Annotated in this window: 20 protein-coding genes; 12 read left to right on the top strand and 8 right to left on the bottom strand. The window is 74.7% G+C overall.

Annotation, left to right across the window (positions count from 1 at the left end; all coding sequences use genetic code 11):
• The first annotated feature begins 73 nt into the window (after window positions 1-73).
• The 5 genes from BUB17_RS08125 (at window position 74) to BUB17_RS08145 (ending at window position 5,798) form a co-directional block, all read left to right on the top strand.
• Window positions 74-1,666, top strand: coding sequence for an ABC transporter substrate-binding protein (locus tag BUB17_RS08125; protein ID WP_083606165.1), 1,593 nt, complete (start codon window positions 74-76; stop codon window positions 1,664-1,666).
• Between the two features lie 105 nt (window positions 1,667-1,771).
• Window positions 1,772-2,698, top strand: a complete 927-nt coding sequence (locus tag BUB17_RS08130; RefSeq protein ID WP_072916154.1) for an ABC transporter permease — start codon at window positions 1,772-1,774, stop codon at window positions 2,696-2,698.
• 33 nt (window positions 2,699-2,731) lie between these two features.
• Window positions 2,732-3,577 carry an ABC transporter permease gene (locus tag BUB17_RS08135; RefSeq protein WP_072916158.1) on the top strand — a complete coding sequence of 282 codons (846 nt, stop codon included), beginning with the start codon at window positions 2,732-2,734 and terminating at the stop codon, window positions 3,575-3,577.
• Window positions 3,574-4,569, top strand: coding sequence for a threonine ammonia-lyase (locus BUB17_RS08140; RefSeq protein WP_208983343.1), 996 nt, complete (start codon window positions 3,574-3,576; stop codon window positions 4,567-4,569). The genes BUB17_RS08135 and BUB17_RS08140 overlap by 4 nt, the downstream gene beginning before the upstream one ends.
• On the top strand, window positions 4,566-5,798 hold the full coding sequence (locus BUB17_RS08145; RefSeq protein ID WP_072916162.1) for a metal-dependent hydrolase family protein: 1,233 nt from the start codon (window positions 4,566-4,568) through the stop codon (window positions 5,796-5,798). Before BUB17_RS08140 ends, BUB17_RS08145 begins: the two co-directional genes overlap by 4 nt.
• Before the next feature lie 94 nt (window positions 5,799-5,892).
• Here BUB17_RS08145 and BUB17_RS08150 read toward each other — a convergent pair whose 3' ends face one another.
• From BUB17_RS08150 to BUB17_RS08170, 5 genes are read right to left on the bottom strand one after another with little or no spacing between them, the layout of a single operon-like run.
• On the bottom strand, window positions 5,893-7,119 hold the full coding sequence (locus tag BUB17_RS08150; RefSeq protein WP_083606166.1) for a M20 family metallo-hydrolase: 1,227 nt from the start codon (window positions 7,117-7,119) through the stop codon (window positions 5,893-5,895).
• A 4-nt stretch (window positions 7,120-7,123) separates the two neighbouring features.
• Complete coding sequence (locus BUB17_RS08155; RefSeq protein WP_072916165.1) at window positions 7,124-8,074, bottom strand: threonine/serine dehydratase; 951 nt, start codon at window positions 8,072-8,074, stop codon at window positions 7,124-7,126.
• The gene (locus BUB17_RS08160) at window positions 8,071-9,108 is read right to left on the bottom strand and encodes a glutathione S-transferase family protein (RefSeq protein WP_072916169.1); all 1,038 of its coding nucleotides are present in this window, start codon (window positions 9,106-9,108) and stop codon (window positions 8,071-8,073) included. The genes BUB17_RS08155 and BUB17_RS08160 overlap by 4 nt, the downstream gene beginning before the upstream one ends.
• A 37-nt stretch (window positions 9,109-9,145) precedes the next feature.
• Window positions 9,146-9,568 carry a DUF1810 domain-containing protein gene (locus BUB17_RS08165; protein WP_072916173.1) on the bottom strand — a complete coding sequence of 141 codons (423 nt, stop codon included), beginning with the start codon at window positions 9,566-9,568 and terminating at the stop codon, window positions 9,146-9,148.
• Entirely contained in the window at window positions 9,565-11,469 is a 1,905-nt protein-coding gene (locus tag BUB17_RS08170; RefSeq protein WP_072916176.1) for a S9 family peptidase, read from the bottom strand. The genes BUB17_RS08165 and BUB17_RS08170 overlap by 4 nt, the downstream gene beginning before the upstream one ends.
• A 374-nt stretch (window positions 11,470-11,843) precedes the next feature.
• Between BUB17_RS08170 and BUB17_RS08175 the strand changes: the two genes are divergently transcribed.
• Entirely contained in the window at window positions 11,844-13,058 is a 1,215-nt protein-coding gene (locus tag BUB17_RS08175) for a CaiB/BaiF CoA transferase family protein (protein ID WP_072916180.1), read from the top strand.
• Here BUB17_RS08175 and BUB17_RS08180 read toward each other — a convergent pair.
• The 3 genes from BUB17_RS08180 to BUB17_RS08190 are packed head-to-tail and all read right to left on the bottom strand — an operon-like array spanning window position 13,030 to window position 15,883.
• Window positions 13,030-14,316, bottom strand: a complete 1,287-nt coding sequence (locus tag BUB17_RS08180) for an MFS transporter (RefSeq protein ID WP_244277049.1) — start codon at window positions 14,314-14,316, stop codon at window positions 13,030-13,032. The two genes, BUB17_RS08175 and BUB17_RS08180, sit on opposite strands and share 29 nt — an antisense overlap.
• A 13-nt stretch (window positions 14,317-14,329) precedes the next feature.
• Window positions 14,330-15,088, bottom strand: coding sequence for an SDR family NAD(P)-dependent oxidoreductase (locus BUB17_RS08185; RefSeq protein WP_072916184.1), 759 nt, complete (start codon window positions 15,086-15,088; stop codon window positions 14,330-14,332).
• A 42-nt stretch (window positions 15,089-15,130) separates the two neighbouring features.
• Window positions 15,131-15,883 (bottom strand): GntR family transcriptional regulator, encoded by a 753-nt coding sequence (locus BUB17_RS08190; protein ID WP_244277051.1) that lies wholly within the window; start codon window positions 15,881-15,883, stop codon window positions 15,131-15,133.
• Between the two features lie 186 nt (window positions 15,884-16,069).
• On the opposite strand from BUB17_RS08190, the gene BUB17_RS08195 reads away from it, so the two are divergent.
• From BUB17_RS08195 to BUB17_RS08225, 6 genes are read left to right on the top strand one after another with little or no spacing between them, the layout of a single operon-like run.
• Window positions 16,070-17,074, top strand: a complete 1,005-nt coding sequence (locus BUB17_RS08195; RefSeq protein WP_072916187.1) for a TAXI family TRAP transporter solute-binding subunit — start codon at window positions 16,070-16,072, stop codon at window positions 17,072-17,074.
• 26 nt (window positions 17,075-17,100) lie between these two features.
• Window positions 17,101-17,676 carry a hypothetical protein gene (locus BUB17_RS08200; RefSeq protein WP_072916190.1) on the top strand — a complete coding sequence of 192 codons (576 nt, stop codon included), beginning with the start codon at window positions 17,101-17,103 and terminating at the stop codon, window positions 17,674-17,676.
• Complete coding sequence (locus BUB17_RS08205; protein ID WP_244277053.1) at window positions 17,673-19,907, top strand: TRAP transporter permease; 2,235 nt, start codon at window positions 17,673-17,675, stop codon at window positions 19,905-19,907. The genes BUB17_RS08200 and BUB17_RS08205 overlap by 4 nt, the downstream gene beginning before the upstream one ends.
• Window positions 19,904-20,755, top strand: coding sequence for a DUF6282 family protein (locus BUB17_RS08210; RefSeq protein ID WP_072916196.1), 852 nt, complete (start codon window positions 19,904-19,906; stop codon window positions 20,753-20,755). The genes BUB17_RS08205 and BUB17_RS08210 overlap by 4 nt, the downstream gene beginning before the upstream one ends.
• Window positions 20,752-22,950, top strand: coding sequence for an Ldh family oxidoreductase (locus BUB17_RS25435; RefSeq protein WP_175561317.1), 2,199 nt, complete (start codon window positions 20,752-20,754; stop codon window positions 22,948-22,950). Before BUB17_RS08210 ends, BUB17_RS25435 begins: the two co-directional genes overlap by 4 nt.
• Complete coding sequence (locus BUB17_RS08225; RefSeq protein WP_072916200.1) at window positions 22,943-24,265, top strand: MFS transporter; 1,323 nt, start codon at window positions 22,943-22,945, stop codon at window positions 24,263-24,265. The genes BUB17_RS25435 and BUB17_RS08225 overlap by 8 nt, the downstream gene beginning before the upstream one ends.
• Window position 24,266: the final 1 nt, after the last annotated feature.

Below are 24,266 nucleotides of genomic sequence, written 5' to 3' on the forward strand. Positions count from 1 at the left end.
ACCGCCGACCGACCACCGCGTCCCAGCTGCCCGATCCGGTCCAGTCCGTGCCACCTCGTCAGAGCGGGAGACCATGAACACGACACCAGCACGACGCCGTCCGTCCCGGGCCAGGTCGCTGGCCGCCGCTGCCGCGCTGGGCCTGCTGCTCAGTGCCTGCAGCGTCGAGGACCCCGAGGCGCCGGCGACCGGGGGCGAGGGCGGGGGCGGGACCTTCTCCATCGCCGTGGGCATCGACCCGGACACCTTCGACCCCGCGGGGCAGACCACGACCACCGTGCAGAACATGGTCGACTACGTCGTCGAGACCCTGGTCGTGTTCGACGAGGAGGGCGAGCTCGTCGGCAACCTCGCCGAGACCTTCGAGACGTCCGAGGACGGACGGACGGTCACCCTCGGGCTCCGCGACGGCGTGGTCTTCCACGACGGGACCCCGTTCGACGCCGAGGCCGTGAAGTTCAACCTCGAGCGGATCATCGACCCGGCCCTCACCGTGCCCCTGGGCTCCCCGTTCGAGGTCATCGAGTCCGTCACCGCGGTCGACGACACCACGGCCGAGGTCGCGCTCAGCCGGCCGTCGCCCGGCTTCGTCAGCGCCCTGTCGGTGACGACAGCGGGCATGATCGCGCCGCAGTCGGTCACCGCCGACGGGAACACGAACGAGAACTACCAGCGGCCGGTCGGCACCGGTCCCTACACCTTCGGGGACTACACCGCGGGCGAGAGCGTCACCGTGGAGAAGTTCGCCGACTACTGGGGCGAGGAGCCCCACTACGACACCGTGGTGTTCCGGATCGTTCCGGAAGCGGCCACCCGCGAGAGCCTGCTGCTGTCCGGCCAGGTGGACATGATGATCCTCCCGCCGGTCTCCGACATCCAGGCGCTGCAGGCCAACGAGGACGTGGAGGTCCTGCTCGCCGAGAGCGACCGCACGATCTTCATCGCCCTGGACACCAACGACCCGCTGCTGTCCGACCCCATGGTGCGGCAGGCGCTCAACTACGCGGTCGACAAGCAGGCCATCGTGGACAACGTGCTCTTCGGCGCCGGTGAGGTCATGGACGCCCCGATGGCGCCCAGCCTCGCCGGCTACTGCCAGACCGGCTCCTACGACTTCGACCCCGAGCGCGCGCGGCAGATGCTCGCCGACGCCGGGGCGGCGGACGCCAGCCTGGAGCTGCTCACCCCCAGCGGCCGGTACGTCCAGGACCAGCAGTCCGCCGAGGCCATCGCCGGTTACCTGCGCGAGGTCGGTCTGGACGTCAGCGTCTCGACGAGCGACTTCCCGTCGTTCCTGGCCCGGGTGAACGCGGCGCCGTCGGAGAACACCGTGGACATGCACCTGCTGGGCTGGGCGCCGCCGTACCTGGACGCCGACTTCCAGATGCAGATGTTCCGGCAGGCGACCCACCCGCCGGCGGGCCTGGCGACGTCGTTCTACACCAACCCGCAGGTCGAGGAGCTGCTGACCCAGGCCGACGTGGAGACCGACGAGAGCCGGCGTGAGCAGCTGTACTGCGACGCCTCGCAGATCATCTGGGACGACGCGCCCTGGATCTTCCTGTGGACCCAGTCCTTCCCCGTCGTGTGGTCGGACGACGTCACCGGCATCAGCGCCACGCCGACCGAGAAGTTCTCCGCGATCTACGCGCGGCCGGCGAACTGACCATCGACCACGGGGTCGCCCCTACCGCGCAGGGGCGACCGGGGCCGGCGGGCGGAGCGGCACTCCGCCCGCCGGACGAGGGAGGCCTGCGATGAGAGGTCAGAGGTGAGGGGCACCGCCGCGCACATCGTGCGGACGCTGCTGTTGTCGCTGATCACCCTCTTCGGGGTGTCGATCCTGATCTTCCTGATGCTGCGCGTCCTGCCCGGTGACCCGGCCCGGGTCCTGGCCGGGCTCAACGCCAGCGAGGAACAGGTCAGCCGGCTCCGCGAGCAGCTCGGTCTGGACGAGTCCCTGCTCACGCAGTACTGGGGGTTCATCACCGGGGTGCTGCAGGGCGACCTCGGCGAGTCGGCACGCACGTCCCGGCCGGTCACGGCCGAGATCGCCGTGCGGATCCCGGCGACGCTGATCCTGGCGGTCGTCGCCACGGTCATCGGCTCGGTGGTCGGGGTGGCGGCCGGGGTCATCGCCGCCGTGCGCCGCAACTCCTTCGTCGACCACGCCATCTCCAGCGTGGCGATGATGGGCGTGTCCATGCCGGTCTACTGGCTGGGCCTGCTGCTCATCCTGCTGTTCGCCGTCACGCTGGGGTGGCTGCCGGCCGCGGGCAGCGCGGAGCCGCTCAGCATCGTGCTGCCGGCGACGACCCTCGCGGCGTTCTCCACCGCCCTGATCTCCCGGATGACCCGCGCCAGCATGCTGGAGGTGCTGGGGCAGGACTACATCCGGACGGCGGAGGCCAAGGGAGCGCCACCGCGGACGGTGATCATCAAGCACGGCCTGCGCAACGCCTTCATCCCCGTGCTCACCGTGATCAGCCTGCAGTTCGGTGCCCTGCTCGGCGGCGCGGTGCTCACCGAGACCGTCTTCGGCTGGCCCGGCATCGGGCGGCTGCTCGTCGACTCGATCGCCGCCCGCGACTTCGCCGTCGTCCAGGGGATCGTGCTCGTCTACGCCGCCGCGTTCATCCTGCTCAACGTGATCGTCGACGTGCTGTACGTCGTGGTCGACCCCCGGATCCGCTACTGATCGTGGAGACAACCCGATGAGAGCAGGCACCCGATGAGGGCATGGCGACGCTTCCGTTCCCACCCCCCGGGGCTGATCGGCCTCGGCATCATCGTCACGTTCGTCGCGCTGGCCGCCCTCGCCCCGGTGCTGTCCCCCTACGACCCGAACGCCCAGGACCTGGCCTCGGCCATCCAGGGGCCCTCGGCCGAGCACTGGCTGGGCACCGACCAGCTGGGCCGGGACATCGCCACCCGGCTGATGTACGGCGCCCGGATCTCGCTGCTCATCGGCGTGCTGGCGGTGCTCATCGGACTGGTCGTCGGTGTGCCGCTGGGGATCGTCGCCGGGTACTACGGCGGGTGGGCCGATCTGGCCATCTCCCGGTTCGCGGACATGATGTTCGCCTTCACCAGCATCCTGCTGGCCCTCACCCTCGTCGCCGTCCTCGGGGTGAGCCTGCAGAACGTCATCATCGCCGTCGGGATCAGCGTGATCCCGGTGATCATCCGGCTGGTGCGCTCGTCGGTGCTGAGCCTGCGCGAGGAGCCCTACGTGGAGGCCGCGCGGGCGCTCGGCGCCGGCGACTTCCGGATCATCACGCGCCACGTGTTCCGCAACTCGCTGACCCCCGTGCTGGTGCACGGCACGCTGAGCATCGGGGTGAGCATCCTGCTCGCGGCCGGGCTCGGCTTCCTCGGGCTGGGCGTCCAGTCACCCACCGCCGAGTGGGGCACCATGCTGGGGGAGGGGCGGCAGTTCATCTTCAGCGCCCCGCACCTCACCACGTTCCCCGGGGTCGCGATCTTCCTGGCGATCCTCGCCTTCAACCTGCTGGGCGACGGCCTGCGGGACGCGCTCGACCCCCGGATGCGGACCGTCGACGGGCCGGCCGGGTGACCGTCGGGGCCGGCCCGGTCGCCCCCGGACTGGTCACCCTCGACGACGTCCGGGCGGCGGCCCGCCGGCTCGCCGGCCGCGTGCACCGCACGCCGGTGCTGCGGTCGCGCAGCCTCGGGGAGGCCTGGGGGGTGCGGCTGGACCTCAAGGCGGAGGTGTTCCAGCGGACCGGCAGCTTCAAGCCGCGCGGCGCGCTCAACAAGGTGCTCACCCTGCCCGGCGCCGACCGCGCCCGGGGCGTGATCACCCTGTCGGCCGGCAACGCCGGTGCCGCGGTGGCGTACGCGGCGGCCAGCGTCGGCGTGCCCGGGACGGTGGTCATGCCGACGACGGCGGTGCCGGCCAAGGTCGCCGCCTGCCGGGCGTACGGGGCCGACGTCGTGCTCACCGACGGCGACCTGGTCGACACCTACCTGGACACCGTGGCCCGTACCGGCCGGGTCCCGGTGCACCCCTTCGACGACCCGGCGGTGGTGGCCGGCACGGGCACCGTCGGGCTCGAGATCGCCGAGGACGTCCCCGACGCCGAGGTCGTCCTCGTCCCGGTCGGCGGCGGGGGACTGGTCTCCGGCGTCGCGGCCGCCCTGGCGGCCCTGTCCCCGGCGACCCGGGTGATCGGCGTCGAGCCGGAGACCGCCGACGTGATGTCGCGCAGCCTGCGGGCCGGCGGGCCGATCCGCATGCCGGAGGCGCGCAGCGTCGCCGACGGGCTGGCCGCCCCGATGAGCGGCCAGGTCACCGTCGACCACGTGCTGGCCCACGTCGAGCGGGTCGTCCGGGTCGGCGACGAGGACATCCTGCGCGCGCTGGCGCTGGCGGTGACGCGGACCAAGCTCGTCCTGGAGCCGTCGGCCGCCGCACCCCTGGCCGCGCTGATGACCGGCGTGCTGGACCTGCCTCCGGGCACCCGCGTCGTCTCCGTCGCCAGTGGCGGCAACGTCGACCTGGCGCTGTTCGGGCGTCTCCCCTCCCACGAACGAGAGGTTCCATGACCACCAGTTTCCTGCTCCGCAACGTCACCGTCGTCGACGGCACCGGTTCGGCGCCGGTCCCGGGACAGGCGGTGGTGGTGGAGGGCCGCCGGATCAGCTGGATCGGGCCGGAGGGCTCCGCCCCGTCCACCGCGCCGGAGTCCGTGGTGGACGGGGGCGGCCGCACGGTGCTGCCGGGCCTGATCAACTGCCACGTGCACCTGACGGCCGACGGCGCGCCGGACCTGTTCGCCCAGGTCGCCGGGGACACGGTGCCGCGGGCCACGCTGCGGGCCGCGCAGAGTGCGCTGACCGCGCTGAGGTCAGGGGTGACCACCGTGCGCGACTGCGGCGCGGCCGACGACGTCGTGGTGGAGCTGGCCAAGGCCATCGAGCAGGGGATGGTGCCCGGGCCGAGGGTGCAGGCCGCCGGCCGGGTGATCACCATGACCGGAGGACACGGCCACTTCATCGGCCGCGAGGCGGACGGTCCCGACGAGGTCCGCAAGGCCACCCGCGCGGAGATCAAGGCCGGCGCCGCGGTGATCAAGGTCATGGCCACCGGCGGGGTGCTGACCCCCGGCGTCACGCCCACCCAGACCGCGCTGCTGCCCGAGGAGCTCGCCGTCGTCGCGCAGGAGGCGCACAACTCCGGTCGGCGGGTGACCACGCACGCCATCGGGCGAGCCGGGATCCACAACGCCCTGCTGGCCGGGATCGACTCCATCGAGCACGGCTTCTACCTCGACGACGAGCTGCTCGACCTGGCGGTCGCCCGGGGCACCTTCCTCGTCCCCACCATGCTCGCCGTCGACGGGATCATCCGGAACGGCCGGGCGCGGGGCATCCCGGACTGGGTCGTGGACAAGGCCGAGGCCGAGGCCCAGCAGCAGCGGAAGAGCTTCGCCGAGGCGGTGTCGTCGGGCATGCGGATCGCCGCGGGCACCGACGCCGGGACCCCCTTCAACCCGCACGACGACCTGGCGGCCGAGCTCGCCCTGATGGTGCGGCACGGCCTGACCGCGATGCAGGCGCTCGTGGCGGCCACCCGGGGGGCCGCCGAGAACCTCGGCCTGGCGCACGACATCGGCACGCTGGAGGTCGGGAAGCTCGCCGACCTGGTGCTGGTGGACGGCGACCCGGTCGAGGACGTCACCGCCACGGGCCGGGTCGCCCTCGTGGTCAAGGACGGCGTCGTCCACCGCGACGAGCTGTCCGGCACCGGGCCGGCGGTGCCCACCGCGGGCTGAGGGAGGACCCGCCCGGCCGCCTGGAGAAGCCGGCGGCCCTCCTGCAGGGGCCCGCCGCGAGCCTGCGAGCGGTGGGGGGCAGGAGGGTCCTTCTTCACCAGGCGAGCCGGTGCAGCGCGGTGGCCAGGACCGAGGCGCCGCGGGCGCAGTCCGCCGGGGAGGTGTACTCGGCCGGGGTGTGCGAGCGCCCGTCCACGCTGGGCACGAACACCATCGCCGTCGGCACCCGGGAGGCCATCAGCTGGCTGTCGTGCCCGGCCCCGCTGGGCATCCGCCGCCAGCTCGCGCCGCAGCGCTCCGCGGCGTCCCGGCAGACCTCGAGCAGGCCGCTGTCCATCGTCGCCGGCTCCTCGTCCTTGTCCCGGACGACGTCGACCTCGACCCCGTGCCGCCGCGCGACGTCGGCGCAGATGCGGTGCACCTGGTCCAGCAGCCGGTCCCGGACGGCGAGGTCGGGATGGCGCAGGTCCAGGGAGAACCGCGCCAGGCCGGGGACGACGCTGGGCTGCCCGGGCTCGACGGTCCAGCGGCCGGTGGTGGCCACCGCGGGCCGGCCCGCCCGCTCCACCGCCAGGGTGATCTCCCGGGCCATCTGCGCGGCGGCCTGCAGGGCGTCGGCGCGCAGGTCCATCGGGGTGGCGCCGGCGTGGTCCTGCCGGCCGCGCACGGTGATCGTCTCCCAGGCGATGCCGGGGATCACCTCCACCAGGCCCACGTCCACGCCCTCGTCGGCGAGCACCCGGCCCTGCTCGATGTGCAGCTCGAGGAACGCCCGCAGGTCGTGCCGCTCGGCGGTGGCCACGGCGGCGGGGTCCAGGCCGGCCCGGCGCATGGCCTCGGCCAGCGTCGTGCCGTCGCGGTCCCGCAGCCGATCGGGCTCGTCCGCGGCGACCAGCCCGAGCATCGCCCGGGTGCCGAGGAAGTCGGCCGGGAAGCGGCTGCTCTCCTCCTCGCACAGGGCGACCACCTCGAGCGTGCGGGTGGGGGTGCCGTGCGCCCGCAGCGCCGCCAGCGCGGCCAGCCCCCCGACGACCCCGAGCGCGCCGTCGTACTTCCCACCCGAGGGCACGGTGTCGACGTGCGAGCCGGTGAGCACGACGCCGTCCCCGGAGCCGGGCAGCCGGCCGAACACGTTGCCGACGGCGTCGACCCGACCCTCCAGACCCGCCTCGTCGATCCACCTCAGCAGGGTGTCCCGGGCCCGCTGCCAGGCGTCGTCGTACACGAACCGGTACATGCCGTCGGGGGTCTCCCCGATGGCGCCGAGCTCGGTGACGTAGGTACCCAGCAGCTGCTCGTCGACGTGGATGCCGTCGGTCACGCGGTCACACTCCCGTCTCGGGCAGGACGGTCCAGGACGCCGGGTCGAGGTTGGCCCCGCACACCAGGACCCCCACCCTGGACCCGGGACCGGGGACGTACGCGCCGCACAGCAGTGCCGCGAGCGCCGTCGCCCCACCGGGTTCGGCGAGCACCCGGAGCTCCTCCCACAGCACCCGCTGGGCCTGCCGGATGGCGTCGTCGGGCACCAGGACGGACCCGGCCAGGTACCGGCTCGTCACCTCGTGGGCGATGGTGCCGAGCCGCCGGGCGCCGAGCGCGTCCGCGGCGATGCCGCCCACCTCCACGTCGACCGGCTCGCCGGCCGCACGGGCCGCGTGCAGGGTCGGTGCCGCCTCCGGTTCCACCCCCACCACCGCGAGGCTGTCGGTGTACCAGGCGGCACACCCCGCGACGAGCCCTCCGCCGCCGACGGCGACCAGCACGGTGTCCAGGTCGGGACACTGCTGGGCGAGCTCGACGGCGACCGTCCCCTGGCCGGCGACGACCTCCGGCTGGTCGTAGGCGTGCACCCGCAGCGCACCGGTGCGGTCCCCCCGCTCCACGCTGGCCGCCAGGGCCTCCGCGTAGGTGGCACCCACGGCCGTGACCGTGGCGCCGTAGCGACGGATGCGCTCCTGCTTGGCCGCGGGTGCGGTCGCGGGCACGAACACCTCGGCCCTCGTCCCCAGCGCCGACGCGGCGCGGGCCACCGCCGCGCCGTGGTTGCCGCCGGAGGCGGCGATCACCCCGGCGGCGGGGACGGCCGACGACAGCAGGGCGTTGAACGCCCCCCGCACCTTGAAGGACCCGGAGTGCTGCATCCCCTCGAGCTTGAGGACCACGTCGCGCGGGAGGCCTCCGCGATCGCCCTCCAGGACGACGACGGGGGTGCGACGGACGAACGGGGCGATCCGCCGGGCCGCCGCCTCCACGTCGCGGCGGGAGACCGTCACCGGTGGCCGAGCCCGCCGGGGCCGTGGTCGGCCGGCACCCGCTCGTCGGCGGGCGGAGGCGGGGGCGGCGTGCCGTCGCCGAACGGCGAACCGCCGAGCTCCTCGCGGCCGTGCGGGGTCAGCCAGTTCGACGTGTCCGGGCCCTGCGGGACGACCTGCGTCGGGTTGATGTCGGCGTGGACGACGTAGTAGTGCTCCTTGATCTGCGGGAAGTCGATCGTGTCGCCGAACCCGGGGGTCTGGAACAGGTCGCGCGCGTAGGCCCACAGCGCCGGCAGCCCGGTCAGCTTCTGCCGGTTGGCCTTGAAGTGGCCGTGGTAGACGGGGTCGAACCGGGCCAGCGTGGTGAACAGCCGGACGTCGGCCTCGGTGATCGTGGCGCCCATCAGGTAGCGCTGCCCGGACAGCCGCTCCTCCAGCCAGTCCAGCGCCGTCCACAGCCGCTCGTAGGCCTCGTCGTACGACTTTTGGTCACCCGCGAAGCCGCAGCGGTACACGCCGTTGTTGACCTCGGTGTAGACGCGCTGCATCACCTCGTCCATCTCGTCCCGCAGCTCCTCGGGGTAGAGGTCGGGCGCGCCGTCGCGGTGGAACTGCGTCCACTCGGTGGAGAGGTCGAGCGTCATCTGCAGGAAGTCGTTGGTGACGACCTGACCGGTGGGCACGTCCACCATCGCCGGCACCGTGATGCCGCGGTCGTAGTCGGGGAAGCGGGCGAGGAAGGCCTCCTGCAGCCGCTCGTAGCCCAGCACCGGGTCGCGGCCGCCGGGGTCCAGGTCGAACGTCCAGGACCGCTCGTCGTGGGTCGGCCCGCACATGCCCATGGAGATCGCCTCCTCCAGGCCGAGCAGCCGGCGCACGATCGCCGCCCGGTTGGCCCACGGGCACGCCCGCGCGATGACCAGCCGGTAACGCCCGGCCTCCGCCGGCCACCCGCCCGACCCGTCGGCGGTGATCCGGTCGGGGATGTAGTTGGTGTCCCGGCGGAACTCCCCGGAGGTGACGTAACCGGAGCCGCTGTTGTCTTCGCTCACGGCGTCCAGCCTGGTCGACCCGGCGCCGGGCCGCTCGTCAGACCCGCGCGAGGGTCGCCTCGTCCCGTTCGCCGTCGTAGTAGCGCTCCAGCGCCTCGCCGAACACCCGCTCGTCGGGCGCGGCCGCCTCGAACAGCGTCATCGACGAGCGCAGCTTGAGCGCGTCCACGGAACCGAGCACCCGCACCGGATCGCGGCCGGACAGCTCCAGCAGCGCCTGTGCGCACTCGACCAGCCGCGGCCCCAGCACCGGGTGCGCGAGGTACGCCCGCGCCTCCGCCAGCCCGGGGAGCGCGTAGTGCTGCGCGGTCGAGCTGCGCCCCAGACCTGCGACCTGCGGGAAGACGAACCACATCCAGTGGCCGCGCTTGGCCCCGGCCCGCAGCTCGCGCAGCGCCCCGTCGTACACCCCGCCGTCCTGCGCCCGGACGAACCGCTCGAGATCGACGTCCCCGATCACTCGGCCCGGCCGCCCACCCGGTCGGCCTCGCGCGCCCGGGACAGCGCCCGGGCCAGGAAGCGCACCATCGTCCCCAGCAGCCGTTTGCGCGCGTCCGCCCGCCGGAAGTCGTGGCCCTCGCCCTCGAGCTCCAGGTACTGCACCGTCCGGTCCTGCTCGCGCAGCGCCAGGACGATCTGGTGCGCCTCGCCGATCGGCACGTTGGTGTCGTGCTCGCCGTGGACGACCAGCAGCGGGACGTCGACGGCGTCGGCGGCCCGCAGCGGGGAGATCTCCTCCAGCAGCGCGCGGTCCCGCTCGGGGTGGCCGTACTTCGACACCGCGGCCGCGCCGATCCACGGGTCGGTGTCGCGGTAGAAGGTGACCAGGTCGGACATGCCGCAGATGTCGACCCCCGCGGCGAAGACCCCGGGGGAGAAGGCGAGCGAGGCCAGGGTCAGGTAGCCGCCGTAGGAGCGGCCGGTCACCGCGATGCGGTCGGCGTCGGCGACACCGGTGTCCACCAGGTGCTGCGCGGCGGCCAGGACGTCGGCGAACGCGTCGTAGCGGCCGTGCAGGTCGTCGGCGTGCACGAACTCCCGGCCGAACCCCGACGAGCCGCGGATGTTGGGCGCGAACACGGTGATGCCGGCCGCGGCCAGCGCCTGGTGCTCGGGGTCGAACGTCGGCCGCTCCTGCGCCTCGGGCCCCCCGTGCAGCCACAGCACCGCCGGGCCGGTCCCCTTCAGCCGGCTCGGCGCGCGGTACAGCCAGCCGGTCAGCGGCAGGCCGTCCTGCCCGGCGAAGGTCGCCGGCGCCGGGACGACGAGCCGCCGCGCGGGCAGGGGAGGGGAGGAGGAGACCCGGGTCCAGGCGTGCGTCGTGGTGTCCAGGTGCCAGAGCTCGCGGGGACGCGTCGGGCCCTCCACGCCGAGCACCACGCTGGAGCCGTCGCGGCTGAGCACCGGGTCGGCGGCCACCAGCCCGGGCAGGCCGGAGATCGGCGTGCGCCCGCCCGTGGCGGTGTCCATCAGCTCCAGCTCGCTGCGCCCGGCGACGTTCCACACCAGCAGCAGCAGCCGGCCGGCGTCGTCGGCGTCGATGAACTCCAGCTCCGCGTCGTCCCGCGCGGCCAGCGTCCGGGGCTCGCCGCGCCAGCCGTTCGGGCCGAACGGCAGGCCGATCAGCTGACGCCGGGGCAGGCCCACGTCGGAGGCCAGGTACACGTAGACCGGCCCGCCGTGCTCGGCGGGAGCCGGCCGGATGAGCGCGACCTCGGTGGAGCCGGTCGCGCCCTGGGGCAGCACGCTGAGGGCCTCGTCGGTGAGCCGGTCGACGACGACGACGTACTGCTGCCCGCGGGTCCCGTCGCGGATGACGATGAAGCGCTCCTCCAGCGACACGTCGAGCACCCGGATCAGCTCGCCCTCGGCCAGCGGGTCGAGCCGGCCGGTCGCCGGGTCGGCCAGGAAGCAGCGGGTCGGCACCCCCTCGGCGGCGCCGGGGAAGGTGACGACGAAGCGGTGCCCGCTGCGGGTCCACGGCCCCAGCTCGGCGTGCGTGGTCGCGTCGCCGGCGATCCGGCGGGCGTCGCTGCCGTCGGGGCGCACCACCCACACCGACGTCCGGACCCCGCCGTCGGTGGCGACCTCGCAGGTGAGCCAGCCGCTGTCGGCCGCCCACCGCACGGAGACCACCGGGTCGTCGGAGAGCTTGACGTGCCGCGCCACGGGCCGCGGCCCGTCGAGCACGACGTCCTTGATGTAGAGCTGGGGCACGCCCGAGCGGTCGCTGATGAAGGCGACCTGCCGGGCGTCCGGCGTCATGTTCGGGCCCCAGCTGCCCCAGGCGTCGACGAGCGCGTCGCCCAGCGCGACCGCGTCCTCGACGACCGCCGGGTCCGCGTCCAGGTACGTCGTCACCGTGCCGGGTCCTCCCTGTTCTGCAGCCTCGTGGTTCTGCAGCCTCGTGGCGTACGCGCAGGCTGGCACAGCCCCCGCGTCCGGAGTGGTCCGGAGCGTCCGGCTCGCGCAGCACGCGCTCCGCCGGTCCCGGCCGGGGCGGACCACGCCGACCGGCCGCCGGGTCGCCCGGCGCCTCGCCCACGGTACGGCCCGCGTTCCCCCCGGACGGGGAGCACCGGGGCTCTCGTGCCGAGTGGGGCACGCGTGACCCGGATCGCGCGCGAGGACGCCGGTCGCCCGGCCGGGCAACCGGCTCGCGCGCCCGATGGGATCGCCGTCGCCGCGCTCTGGCACGCTGCGTGCACCGCCGCCCACCCAGCAGGGGAGTGCCCGTGCCGCCGTCGCCCGGACCGCTCGCGGGGCTGACCGTCGTGGAGCTCACCTCGACGTTCCTCGGCCCGTACTGCGCGGTGCTCATGGCGCAGATGGGCGCGCGGGTGATCAAGGTCGAGCCGCCGTCGGGCGACATCATCCGCGGCGTCGGCGACGAGCGGGGGTCCGGGCTGGGGCCGGCGTTCCTGACCTTCAACCGGGGCAAGGAGTCCGTCGTCCTGGACCTGACGACGCCGGCCGGCCGGGAGGCCCTCGACCTGCTGGTCGACGAGGCCGACGTGGTGCTGCACAACATGCGGCCGAGGGCCGCCGCCCGGCTCGGCATCGACGCCGAGACGGTGCTTGCCCGCAACCCGCGGGTCGTGCACTGCGCCGCCGTGGGCTACGGCTCGGCCGGCCCGTACCGCGACGAGCCGGCCTACGACGACGTCGTCCAGGGCGTCTCCGGGCTGGCCGCCGTCCAGGGCGGCACCGGGGAGCCGCAGTACGTGCGCACCCAGGTGGTCGACAAGACGGTCGGCGTCATGGCGCTGGCCGCCGTCCTCGCCGCCCTGCACGAGCGGTCGGTGTCCGGCCGGGGGCAGGCGGTCGAGGTGCCGATGTTCGAGTCCATGGCGGGCTTCCTGCTCATGGAGCAGCAGGGCGGCCGGGTGTACGCCGGCCGCACGGGCGGCACCGGGTACGCCCGCACGGCCTCGCCCTACCGCCGGCCGCACCGCACCGCCGACGGCGTCATCTCGGTGCTGCTCTACACCGACGCGCACTGGCGCGAGTTCTTCCGGCTGGTCGACCGGCCCGACCTGGCCGACGACCCGGAGCTGACCACCATCCGGGGCCGCACCCGGCGGATCGACGAGCTCTACCGGCTGGTCGACGACGAGCTCGCCCGCCGTCCCACGGCGCACTGGCTCCCGACGCTGCGCGACCGGCACATCCCGGCCATGCCGGTGAACACCGTCGAGGACCTCTTCGACGACGAGCACCTGGCCGCGGTCGGGTTCTTCGAGGAGGTCGAGCACCCGACCGAGGGCACGCTGGTGCACGCCCGGCTGCCGTGGACCTTCGGCCGCAGCGGCGCCCCCACGCTCCCCGGCGCGCCGACCCTGGGCCAGCACACGGAGCAGACGCTGCGCCGGCTCGGTCTCGACGACGACGCCGTCCGCGAAGCCGGGACCGCCCGGCCGGTCACCGGGGAGCGGCCCGCTCCCGGGTGAGGGCGGCGGCGCGGTCCGACGCGACGAGCAGGATCGCCGCCGCCAGCGCGCACCCGGCGCTGAACGTGAACCCCGGCCCGTAACCGAACGCGGTGATCAGCGCCCCGGCGGCGAGAGGGGCCACGACCCGCCCGAACTGGACGGCCAGCGCCTGCTGCCCCGACACCGCCGCGAAGACCGGCCCCGGCACGTACTCGCCGAGCAGCGCCGGCCGAGCGATGTTGAGGACGCCGAAGCCGATGCCGAAGAGCAGCACGAACACCACGGTGGCCGCCGGCTGGGGGAGCGCGAACAGCATGGCCACGCCGACCGCCTGCCCGACGACCATCGCCGCGGTGACGGTGCCGATGCCCACCCGTGCGGCCAGCACGGTGAGCACCACGCGCCCGGTCACCGACAGCGCGCCGAGCCCGCCGGCCGCCAGGGCGGCCAGTCCCGCCGGTGCCCCGGCCTCGAGCAGGTAGGCGACGAGGAACACCGCCACGGTCGCGTTCGCCACCATCTGAAGGGCCGCGGCCAGGGTCAGCCAGCGCACCGCGGGCCGCCGCCACGCCCCGCCCGCGCCGCGGTACGGGGACAGGTCGACCTCGGGCGCCGCCGACGCGGGGGCCGACGGCGTGCCGTCGTCGGGGCGGCCGTCGGGCACCAGCCCCATGTCGGCCGGTGACCGCCGCAGCACGAGCGCGTGCGGCAGGGCGCAGGCCGCTACCACGCCGGCGAGGACGAGCAGCGCCGATCGCCAGCCGAGGCCGTCGATGAGCAACTGCGATGCGGGCAGGAAGATCGTCGAGGCGAACCCGGCGACCACGGTCAGGGTCAGCAGCGCCCGGGGACGGTCGCGGCGGAACCACGTGTTGATCACCGCATACGCCGGCTCGTACAGGACCGCAGCGCTCGCCAGGCCGATGCCCACGAAGGCCAGGTAGAGCTGGGGGAGGTCCTGCGCCTGCGACCACGCCACCACCGACGCCCCACCGAGCAGGCTCCCGCCTGCCATGACCCAGCGGGCGCCGAACCGGTCGAGCCACCGGCCCACCACGACGGCGCCGAGCCCACTGAGCGCAAGGGAAAGCGTGAGCGCTCCCGACACCTGGGCCGTCGATGCCTCGAGCTCCTCGCGCATCGGCACGAGGAAGACGGCGAACGAGTAGTAGAGCACCCCGTAGGCGACGGTCTCGGTGACCGACAGCGCCCACACCATCCGCCAGCCGGGGAAGTCCCGGCGCCGCCGGACGGTCGCCTCCCGCGCGGGTCCCACGCTCAGCGGGACCTCACGAGCCGCGGCGGGCGACCCTGCCGGAGCCGGCCTGGTCGACCGGGTAGACGAGGACGTCGGCGACGACGACGTGCGGCGGCCGGCTCGCGATCCAGGTGACGACGTCGGCGACGTCCCCGGGCGACAGCGGCGTCATCCCGTCGTAGACGGCCCTCGCCGGGGCCTCGTCCCCGTCGAAGCGGACCAGCGAGAACTCCGTCTCCACCATCCCCGGGTCGACCTGGCTGATGCGCACGCCGCTGCCCAGCACGTCCATCCGCATGCCGCGGGTGATCCGCTCCACGGCGGCCTTGGTCGCGCAGTACACCGCGCCGCCGGGGTAGACCTCGCGGCCGGCGTTGGACCCGACGTTGACCACGTGGCCGGAGCCGCGCTCGACCATGCCGGGCAGCACGCAGGCCGAGACGTTGAGCAGGCCGCGGACGTTGGTGTCCAGCATCCGGTCCCAGTTCTCCGGGTCGTCGGTGTGGATCGGGCCGCGGCCGGCGGCCAGCCCGGCGTTGTTGACCAGGACGTCGATCGGCGTCCAGTCGGCCGGCAGCGAGCTCAGCGCGGCCGACACCTGGGTGCGGTCCCGGACGTCCATGGTCAGCGGCAGCACCGCGTCCCCGTGCTGCGCGTGGAGGTCCGCCAGCCGCTCGGTGCGGCGGGCGGCGGCGATCACCCGGGCGCCCTCGGCCAGGAACGCCTCGGTGCAGGCCCGGCCGATGCCGCTCGAGGCTCCGGTGACCAGTACGACTCGTGCAGTGCTCACGGGGGCTCCTGTGCTCGGGGGAGGAGGTGGCGGATGGGACGGTCAGGCGCGGGCGCGCCGGGCGCGGGGGGCGTCGCCGGCCCGCGAGCCCGACGGCGCCCGGGTGCGGCGGAAGGCGACCGGCTCGGGCGGGGTGTCCTCGACCAGCTGGGTGTCGAGGTAGGAGTCGCGGGACTGCTCGACGTGCAGGCGCATGGCGGCCGCGGCCTCGCCGGGCCGGCCGGCCGCTATCAGCTCGGCGACCTCGCGGTGCTCGGCCCACGCGCGCGGGGCGATGCTGCTGACCAGGGGCGCGAAGAACCAGCGGCTGCGCTGGGAGAGCTGCTCGCCGAACTCCAGCAGGAGGTGGTTGCGCGCGCAGAGCATCACGGTGCGGTGGAAGCGGGCGGTGTGCCCGGCCATCTGCTGGGCGGGGACGCCGCGCGCCCAGTCGGCGTCGGCCTCGTCGCAGATGCCCAGCAGCGCCGCGGCGTCCTCGGGCGTGCAGCGCTGCGCGGCCAGCTCGGCTGCGGAGCGCTCGACCACCTCCCGGGCCTCGAAGAACTCCTCCACCTGCTGCCGGGTCGGCTGGTTGACGAACGCCCCCTGGCGCGGCCGCAGCGTGATCCAGCCGTCGCGGTGCAGCCGTTGCAGGGCCTCGCGCACCGGACCGCGGCTGACCCCGAGCTCGGCGGCGAGGCGCTCCTCGACCAGGTGGTCGCCGGGCCCGAGGGTCCGGGCGATGAGCAGCTCCTGCAGCCGCTCGTAGACGTGCTCGCGCAGCGGGAGGGCGTGGATGTGGTCGGCGCCGGACACGTTCGAACCCCCACTTCCCGCGTCGATGTGCAGCGGGATCGTTCCACGGATCGTTAACAGTAGACAAGATTTGTTGTGAGCTGGTTCACTCGACGACCGACCGCTCCGGCACCACCCTGGAGCCGTCCGGACCAGGGAGGACGCCGGCTCCGGGGTCCCCGACCGCACGCACCAGGAAGGCCAACGATGACCTCCAGCCCGATCCCCGCCCGGCCGACCCGCCGTCTCCTCGGCACCGCGCTGGCCGCAGCCCTCCTGCTCACCGCCTGTGGCGGGGGCGAGTCCGGCGGCGGCGCCGGGGGTGGTGAGGGCGCGCAGGCCGGCGGCCCCCTGACCTTCGCCACGGGTGGCACCGGCGGCGTCTACTACCCCTACGGCGGCGGCATCGCGAACCTGCTCAGCTCGGAGCTGGAGGGCACGACGGTCACGGTCCAGGAGACCAACGCCTCGGTCGACAACATGCAGCTGCTGGCCTCGGGTCAGGCGCAGCTGGCGTTCGGCCTCGGCGACGTCGTCTCCGACGCGGCCAACGGTGAGAACACCTTCACCGAGGCGCTGCCCCTGTGCTCGCTCGGCAACATCTACAACAACTTCACGCACGTCTTCACGACCGCGGCGACCGGGATCACCTCGATCGAGGACCTCCGCGGCAAGCGGGTGTCGCCCGGTGCGGTCGGCTCGGCCTCGGAGGTCACCGCCGACCGGATCATGGAGGCGGCCGGCCTCGACCCGCAGGCCGACATCGAGCGTGCCCAGCTGGGGGTCGCGGAGACCGTCGCGGCGATCCAGGACGGCACCGTCGACGCGGGCTTCTGGTCCGGCGGCCTGCCCACCGGCGCGATCGTCGAGCTGGCCAACAACGCCGATCTGGTGCTCATCCCGACCGCGGAGTACACCGACGCGATGGCCGAGCAGTACGGCGACTACTACTTCGCCGACGAGATCCCGGCCAACACGTACGAGGGCCAGACGGAGGCCTCGCCGCAGGTCGTCTCGCCGAACATCCTCGTCGCCCGGACGGACATGGACGAGCAGCTGCAGCAGGACATCACGCGGACGATCTTCGAGAACAAGGAGCAGCTGCTCACCGTCCACCCGGCGGCCGAGGAGCTGGACCCGGCGACGGCCGGCGAGGTCGCCTTCATCGAGACCTGCCCCGGCGCGCAGGCCTACTTCGACTCGGTGGGCTGACCGGCTGGCGCGCGGAGGAGTCGGTCGTGGCCGTGCGGCCGGGGTCCGGGGCTCGCGCCCCGGGCCCCGGCGGCACGACCACCCGCCGCCGGACGCCCCGGTGGGCAGCCGCCGTCGGGCTGGGCGGAGCCGCGGTGCTGATCGGGGCGGGGGGCGTCGCTGCCACCGCAGCGCCGGCGGGGTCCGACGGCCCGGCGGTCGTCGTCCGGACGCCGGACGGCGAGGTCGTCGCCAGCGTCCCGCTGGACGGGGACCGGTTCGCCGTCGGCTACCGCAACAGCGTCTACACCACCCTGGCCGAGGAGCGGTACCGCGTCCTCCCGGACGGCCGCTTCGAGCTCGTCGAGCTGGCCGCCGACCAGGTGGCCGTGCTCGAGGAGTACTACGCCGTCCCGGGCGCTCCCCGGCCGGCACCGTCCGGCGACCGCCGGGCGCACGTGGCCGAGCCCGATCCGGCCCGGCCCGCCGTCTTCGACGTCCTGAACATCGCCGCCACCGACCTGGGCGAGCGCACCCTGTACACCCCGGGCGCCGACCCCGTCCCGATCTGGCGGCTCGTGACCGGGGAGGACCCCACCGTGCTACTGGAGATCGAGCGATGAAGATGAAGCTGCCCGGCCGCACCCGGACGCTCACGGCCGAGGACGAGCAGGCCCGCGCTGAGCACTCCCGACACGACAGCGTCCACAAGGCCGCCCACCACGCCGCGCACCGGCAGGGCGGCATCGTGGACGTCGCCACCCTGGACAAGCGCCCCGGCGCCGAGCCGGTCGACGATCCCGACCGGATCGACGAGGAGGCGCTGATCGCGGAGTTCGAGGCGGAGAAGCCGGCGCGCCACCTGGCCGGCTGGCCCAGCTGGGTCGCCGCGGTGGTCGGCGTGGGGCTGTCCCTCTTCGGGCTCTACTGGGTGTTCAACCCCATGCCGCGGCAGGTGTACCTGCCGACGTTCCTCTCCATCGGCCTGTTCCTGACCTTCCTGACCTACCGCGGCTGGCCCCGGTCGGCCAAGGCCAAGGAGTCCGGCAAGCGCGACGACCCGAACGTCCTCGACTGGCTGCTGGCGCTCGCCTCGCTGGTGCCGGCCATATACATGGTGTCGGACTGGCAGGGCTTCTTCCGGCGCGCGATCCTGCCGACCGACACCGACCTGCTCATCGGCACGCTGCTCATCCTGCTGTGCCTGGAGGCCGCACGGCGCACCGTCGGCATCCTGGTCCCGATCGTCGTGCTGCTGTTCATCGCCTCGGCGTACTGGGGCTCGTTCATGCCGGCGCCGTTCACCACCGCGAACTTCGGCTGGCCGCGGCTGGTCGGGCACAACGTCATGGGCCTGCAGGGCATCTTCGGCACGCCGCTGGAGGTCGCCGCCACCTACATCATCCTGTTCACCATCTACGGCGCCGTCCTGGCCGCCTCGGGTGCCACCCGGTTCTTCATCGACCTGTCCTTCGCCGCGTTCGGGCAGTCCCCGGCCGGCCCCGGCCGCACGGTGACCCTCTCGGGCTTCCTGCTGGGCACGGTGTCCGGCTCGGGCGTCGCCACGACGGTGACCCTGGGTGGCATCTCCTGGCCGCTGCTGAGGAAGGCCGGCTACCCGAAGGAGGCCGGCGGCGGCGTGCTGGCGGCCGCGGGCATCGGCGCGATCATGTCGCCGCCGACCCTGGGCGCGGCGGCGTTCATCATCGCCGAGCTGCTGCAGGTCTCCTACCTCGAGGTGCTCATCTGGGCGACGATCCCGACGATCCTGTACTACCTCGGGATCATCCTGGCGATCGAGATGGACGCCCGGCGGCACAAGACGCACACCGTGGCGATGGAGACGCAGTCGCCGTGGAAGCTGCTGCTGCGCTTCGGCTACCACTTCTCCTCGCTGGCCGCGATCGTCTTCTTCCTCGTGCTGGGGTTCACGCCGTTCCGCGCGGTCGTCTACGCCACCGTGCTGGCCTTCCTGCTCAGCTTTTTCGAGCGGCGGTCGTGGATGACGCCCCGACGCGTGTGGGACGCGCTGGCCCAGGGCGCGGTCGGAGCGCTGTCGGTCATCCCCGTCATGGCCGTCGCCGGCCTCATCGTCGGCGTCATGACCCTCACCGGGCTGGCGCTGCGGCTGGCCGGGATCATCGTCGACTTCTCCAACGGCAACGTCGTCCTCACCGCGCTGTTCTCCGCGGTGGTCGTCGTGCTGCTGGGTCTCGCGGTCCCGGTGACGGCGAGCTTCATCATCTCGTTCGTCGTCATCTCGCCGGCGCTGCAGCAGGTGGGCGTCGAGCCGTTCGCCGCGGCGATGTTCATCTTCTACTACGCGGTGCTCAGCGAGGTCTCCCCGCCGACGGCGCTCTCGCCGTTCGCCGCCGCCGCCATCACCGGTGGCAAGCCGGTCAAGACGATGTGGCTGACGTGGAAGTACACGCTGCCGGCGTTCCTCGTCCCGTTCATCTTCGTGCTCTCCCCGCGCGGCGTCGGGCTGCTCTTCGAGGGCGGCGCCGCCACGGTGGCGATCGCCTTCGTCACCTCCGTGTTCGCCGTCGCCTCGCTGGCGGTGGTCACCGGCGCCTGGCTGTTCGGCCCGGCGCGCATCCCCGAGCGGCTGCTGTTCCTGGTGGCGGCGATCGCGCTGCTGGTCATGACGCCGATGTTCATCGCGATCGGCGCCGGCTTCATCGTGGCCGGCGTGGCCGTGCACATGATCACCCGCCGCCGCCGGGCCACGCCGGACGACGACGCGGGTGCGGCGGAGCCCGGGGAGGGGACGTCCGACGCGCCCAGCGGCTCGGCGGACGCGCCACCGACGGCCGGTGCCACCGCTGCCGACCGCCCCCGGACGGAGCGGTGAGCCCGCGACTCATCGACGGGGTCGCCGACCTGCACGTGCACGGGGCACCCAGCCTCGTCGCGCGGCACGGCCTCGACCACGAGGTGGTCGGCGCGCACGCGCAGGTCGGCATCGACCTCGCCGTCCTCAAGGCGCACGAGGGTTCGACGGCGGAGCGCGCGGCCCTGGCCGCGGGCCGGCCGGAGACCGACGGCGTCCGGGTGGTCGGCGGGATCGTGCTCAACTCACCGGCCGGCGGGGCCAACCCCGACGCGGTGGAGGTGGCCGCCCGGCTCGGCGGGCGCGTGGTGTGGATGCCGACGGTCTCCGCGCCCGCGCACGTCGCGTCGGCGGCCGCCCCCGAGCTCTCGGTGCACCGGACGCTGTCCTTCCGGCAGGTCGACGTGCTGGACGACGCCGGTGCGCTGCTGCCCGCGTGGCACGAGGTGCTCGACGTGGTCGCCGCCTCGGACCTGGTGCTGGCCTCCGGTCACCTGACCTGCGCGGAGGCGCTGGTGCTCTTCCGTGCGGCGTCGGCGGCCGGGGTGCGCCGGATGCTGTTCAACCACCCGCGCATGCCGTTCCTCCAGTGGGACGACGCCGCCGCGCCGGAGCTGGCGCGGCTCGGCGTGGTGCTGGAGCTGGGCATCCTGCCCGACATCCTCACTCCCGACGGGCCGCGGTCGACCACGCTGGGCGAGGTCTACCCGCACGACCAGCTGGCCTTCGGCGGGGACCTCGGGCACGCCGACCACCCGACGATGGCGCAGGCGCTGCCCGGCTGGCTGGCCGAGCTCGAGGCGTGCCTGGGCGAGGCCGGCACCGAGCGGGCCCTCACCACCGTGGGCCGGGAGCTGGTGCTCCGGTGATCCGGATCGCCCTGCTGCCGGGGGACGGCGTCGGCGAGGAGGTGCTCGACGGGCCGACCCGGCTGCTGCGCCGGCTGGCCGAGCGGGGGCAGGTCGAGGTCACCGGGCCCTGGCCGGTCGGGGCCCGGGCCGCCGCGGAGACCGGCGACGTGCTGCCAGCCGGGACGCTGACCGCCTGCGACGCCGCCGACGCGGTCCTGCTCGGCGCCGTGGGGGAGGACCCCCGCGTGCCGGCCGGGGTGTGCCCGCGCCCGGAGGTCGCCCTGCACCGGCTCCGGGAGCGCTACGACCTGCGCATCTCGGTGCGCGAGATCCCGTTCGGCGACGGCCGCGAGCTCACCGTCGTGCGCAACCTCATCGGCGGCTCGTACGGCGGCGCGGACGACCGGGTGCTGCGGGAGGACGGCAGCGAGGCCGCCGACGTGCTGCGGCTGACCCGGGAACGGGTGGCCGAGGTGGTGCACACCGCCTGCGACGTGCTGGCCCGGCGGGGCGGCGGACGGCTGGTCTCGGTGGACAAGGCCAACCTCTACGCGACCGGCCGGCTCTGGCGGCAGGTCGCCGGCGACGTCGCCCGCGAGCGCGGGATCGAGGTCGAGCACCGGTACGTCGACCGCGCGGCGTTCGAGCTGGGCTCGGGCGCCCCGGTGCCCGACGTCCTGGTCACCGAGGGCCTGCTCGGCGACATCCTCTCCGACCTCGCCGCCGGCCGGGCCGGCTCCCCGGCCCTGTGCGGGTCGGCGTCGCTGCACCCCGGCGAGCCGGTACGCGGCCGGTGCGTCGGCCTGTTCGAGCCGGCGCACGGCTCGGCTCCGCGGCGGGCGCTGCGGAACCAGGTCGACCCCCTGGGCGGCTTCCTCGCCCTGGCCGCCCTGCTGCGGCACTTCCCCGCCACCCGGGAGGCCGGCGAGCGGGTGCGGGCGGCGGTCGACACGGTGCTGCGCGCGGGCCCGTGGACCTACGACCTGGCGCCGGAGGGCGGAGCGGCGGCGTCGACGAGCGAGGTGGCCGACGCCGTCCTCGCCGCCTTCGGGTCGGCAGAGCCGTCGGCCCCCGCGTCCCCGTCCGCCGAGCCGGCCGGGGTGGAGGCCGTGGAGGTGCTCGAGGAGCCGGCGGTGCGCGTGCCGGCCGACGTCCTGGAGACGTGGACGGCCGAGGTGCTCGAGACCGTCGGGGCCCGCCCGTCCCACGCCCGCGACGCCGCGCGGGTGCTCGCCTACGCCGACCTGTCGGGCATCGACTCGCACGGCGTCGCCCGGCTGCCGGCCTACGTCGGCGCGATCGGCAACGGCGTCATCGCCGTCGACGGCGAGCCGAGCGTGCACTCCGACGGAGGTGCGGTGGCACTGGTCGACGGCTCCGACCTGCTCGGCCACCCGGTCACCACCTTCGCGTTCGACGAGGCCGTCGCGCGGGCGCGGCGGTACGGCGTCGGCTGGGTCAACGTGCGCAGGAGCAGCCACCACGGCGCCAGCGGCTGCTACGTGTACGACGCGGCGCGGCTCGGCCTGGTCGGGCTGGCGGCGACCAACACCGGCCCGGTCGTCGCGCCCACCGGAGCCGCCCGCCCGTTCCTCGGCACCAACCCGCTGGCGCTGGGGGTGCCGGTGCCCGGCGAGGAGCCGCTGGTCTTCGACATGGCGACCTCCGCGGTCGCCGCCGGCAAGTTCGAGATCGCGCTGCGCCTCGGCAAGCCCGTGCCGCTGGGCTGGGGTGTGGACGCCGAGGGCCGGCCGACGACCGACCCGGCCGCGGTCTTCCCGGGCCGGGGGGCGCTGCTGCCGCTGGGCAGCGATCGGGAGCGCTCCAGCCACAAGGGCTACGGGCTGGGCCTGCTGGTGGAGCTCCTCACCGCCGTCCTGGCCGGTGGGCCGACGGCCCCGGGAGTGGGCAACCTGACGTTCCGGTCCGGCGCCCGGTCGCCGGGCACCAGCCACCTGGTCGTGGTCCTCGACCCGGCGCGGCTGGGCGATCCGGAGGCCATCGGCGCCGGCGCCGCCCGGCTGCTCGCGGAGCTGCGGGCGCTGGCCCCGGTCGACCCGGAGCTGCCGGTCCGGACGCCGGGCCAGCGGGCCGCCGCCGAGCGTGCCCGACGCCGGGAGCACGGCATCCCGCTGGACGCCGAGACGCACCGCGCGCTGCAGGCGCTGGCCGGGGAGGTCGGCCGGCCGCTCGCGGCCGTGGCGCGTGGCTGACCCGGCCGGGGACGTGGACGCCGACCCCGACGAACCCGGCCGGCGCACCGCTGCCCGGAACAGGCGGGCCCGGTCCCCGGCCGCGGTGGGCGCGGTGCTCCGGGCGGTGGCGGTCTCGGTGCTCGGCGTGCTGCCGGCCTTCCTCGTCGGGGCGCTGGCGGTGCAGATCCGCGCCGACCTGCAGGTGGGCCTCGGCCTGTTCGGCCTGGCCGCGGCGACGCTGTTCGCCGTCTCCGGCGGTCTCGCCCGGCCGGCCGGGCGGCTGGTGCAGCGGCTCGGGTCGCGCCGCGGCGCCGCCCTGGCCGCGGCGCTGGCCACGACCTCGCTCACCGTCATCGCCCTGGCCGGCTCGCCGGCCGCGCTGATGGCCGGGCTGGCCGTCGGCGGCCTGGGCAACGCCGTGGCCCAGCCGTCGGCCAACGCGGTGGTCTCCGAGCTGGTCACCGAGCAGCGGCTCGGCGTCGCCTTCGGCATCAAGCAGTCCTCGATCCCCGCGGCGACGCTCCTCGGCGGGCTCGCCGTCCCCGGGGTGGCTCTCGTCTTCGGCTGGCGGTGGGCGGTCGCCTGCGCCGTCGGTCTCGCCGTCGTCCTGCTGCTGGCCTCCCTCACCGGCCGGGACGCCGGGCGGCGGGCCGGGGCGCCACGCGACCCCCGCGCCCCCCGGGCGCCGGATCGGGGGCTGCCCCGCGGCGGGCTGGTGGTGCTCACCGTCGGCGGCTTCCTGGGCTCGGCCGCGGCCACCCCGACCGGGGTCTTCCTCGTCGACTCCGCGGTCGCCGCCGGCATCGACGCGGGTCCGGCCGGGCTGCTGTTCGCGGGCTGCTCGGTGCTGGGGCTGGTCGTCCGGATCGGTTACGGCCTGCTCGTCGACCGGCACCCCACCCGGAGCGCCTACCTGTTCATCGCCAACCTGCTGGCCGCCGGTACCGCCGGCTACGTGCTGCTCGCGGCGGGCCCGGTGCCGGCCTTCGTCGCCGGCGGCGTGCTCGCCTACGGCGCCGGCTGGGCGTGGACCGGGCTGCTCCACTTCGCGGTCATCCGCGACAACCGCGACGCCGCGGCGTCGGTCACCGGGTTCGTGCAGACCGGCCTGTCGCTGGGTGCCGCCTCCGGTCCGCTGCTGTTCGGCGTCGTTGCGCAGACCTGGTCCTACTCCGCGGCCTGGCTCACGGCCGCGGCGCTGAGCCTGGCCGGAGCGGTCACCGTCCGGGTGAGCCGCCGGATGGTCCGCCGGTCGCGCGGACTGCCGGTGAGCCGGCTGCCCGGACGCCGGCGCCGCGCCACAGCCGCCCCCGACCTGACCGCCCCGACCTGAG

This window comes from Geodermatophilus obscurus, assembly GCF_900143215.1.
GTDB classification, from domain to species: domain Bacteria; phylum Actinomycetota; class Actinomycetes; order Mycobacteriales; family Geodermatophilaceae; genus Geodermatophilus; species Geodermatophilus obscurus_A.

Bases quoted from the DNA above. Each gene is read 5' to 3' on its own strand.
- BUB17_RS08125 (WP_083606165.1), top strand. From the start codon at position 74: ATGAACACGACACCAGCACGACGCCGTCCGTCCCGGGCCAGGTCGCTG.
- BUB17_RS08135 (WP_072916158.1), top strand. From the start codon at position 2,732: ATGAGGGCATGGCGACGCTTCCGTTCCCACCCCCCGGGGCTGATCGGC.
- BUB17_RS08145 (WP_072916162.1), top strand. From the start codon at position 4,566: ATGACCACCAGTTTCCTGCTCCGCAACGTCACCGTCGTCGACGGCACC.
- BUB17_RS08195 (WP_072916187.1), top strand. From the start codon at position 16,070: ATGACCTCCAGCCCGATCCCCGCCCGGCCGACCCGCCGTCTCCTCGGC.
- BUB17_RS08205 (WP_244277053.1), top strand. From the start codon at position 17,673: ATGAAGATGAAGCTGCCCGGCCGCACCCGGACGCTCACGGCCGAGGAC.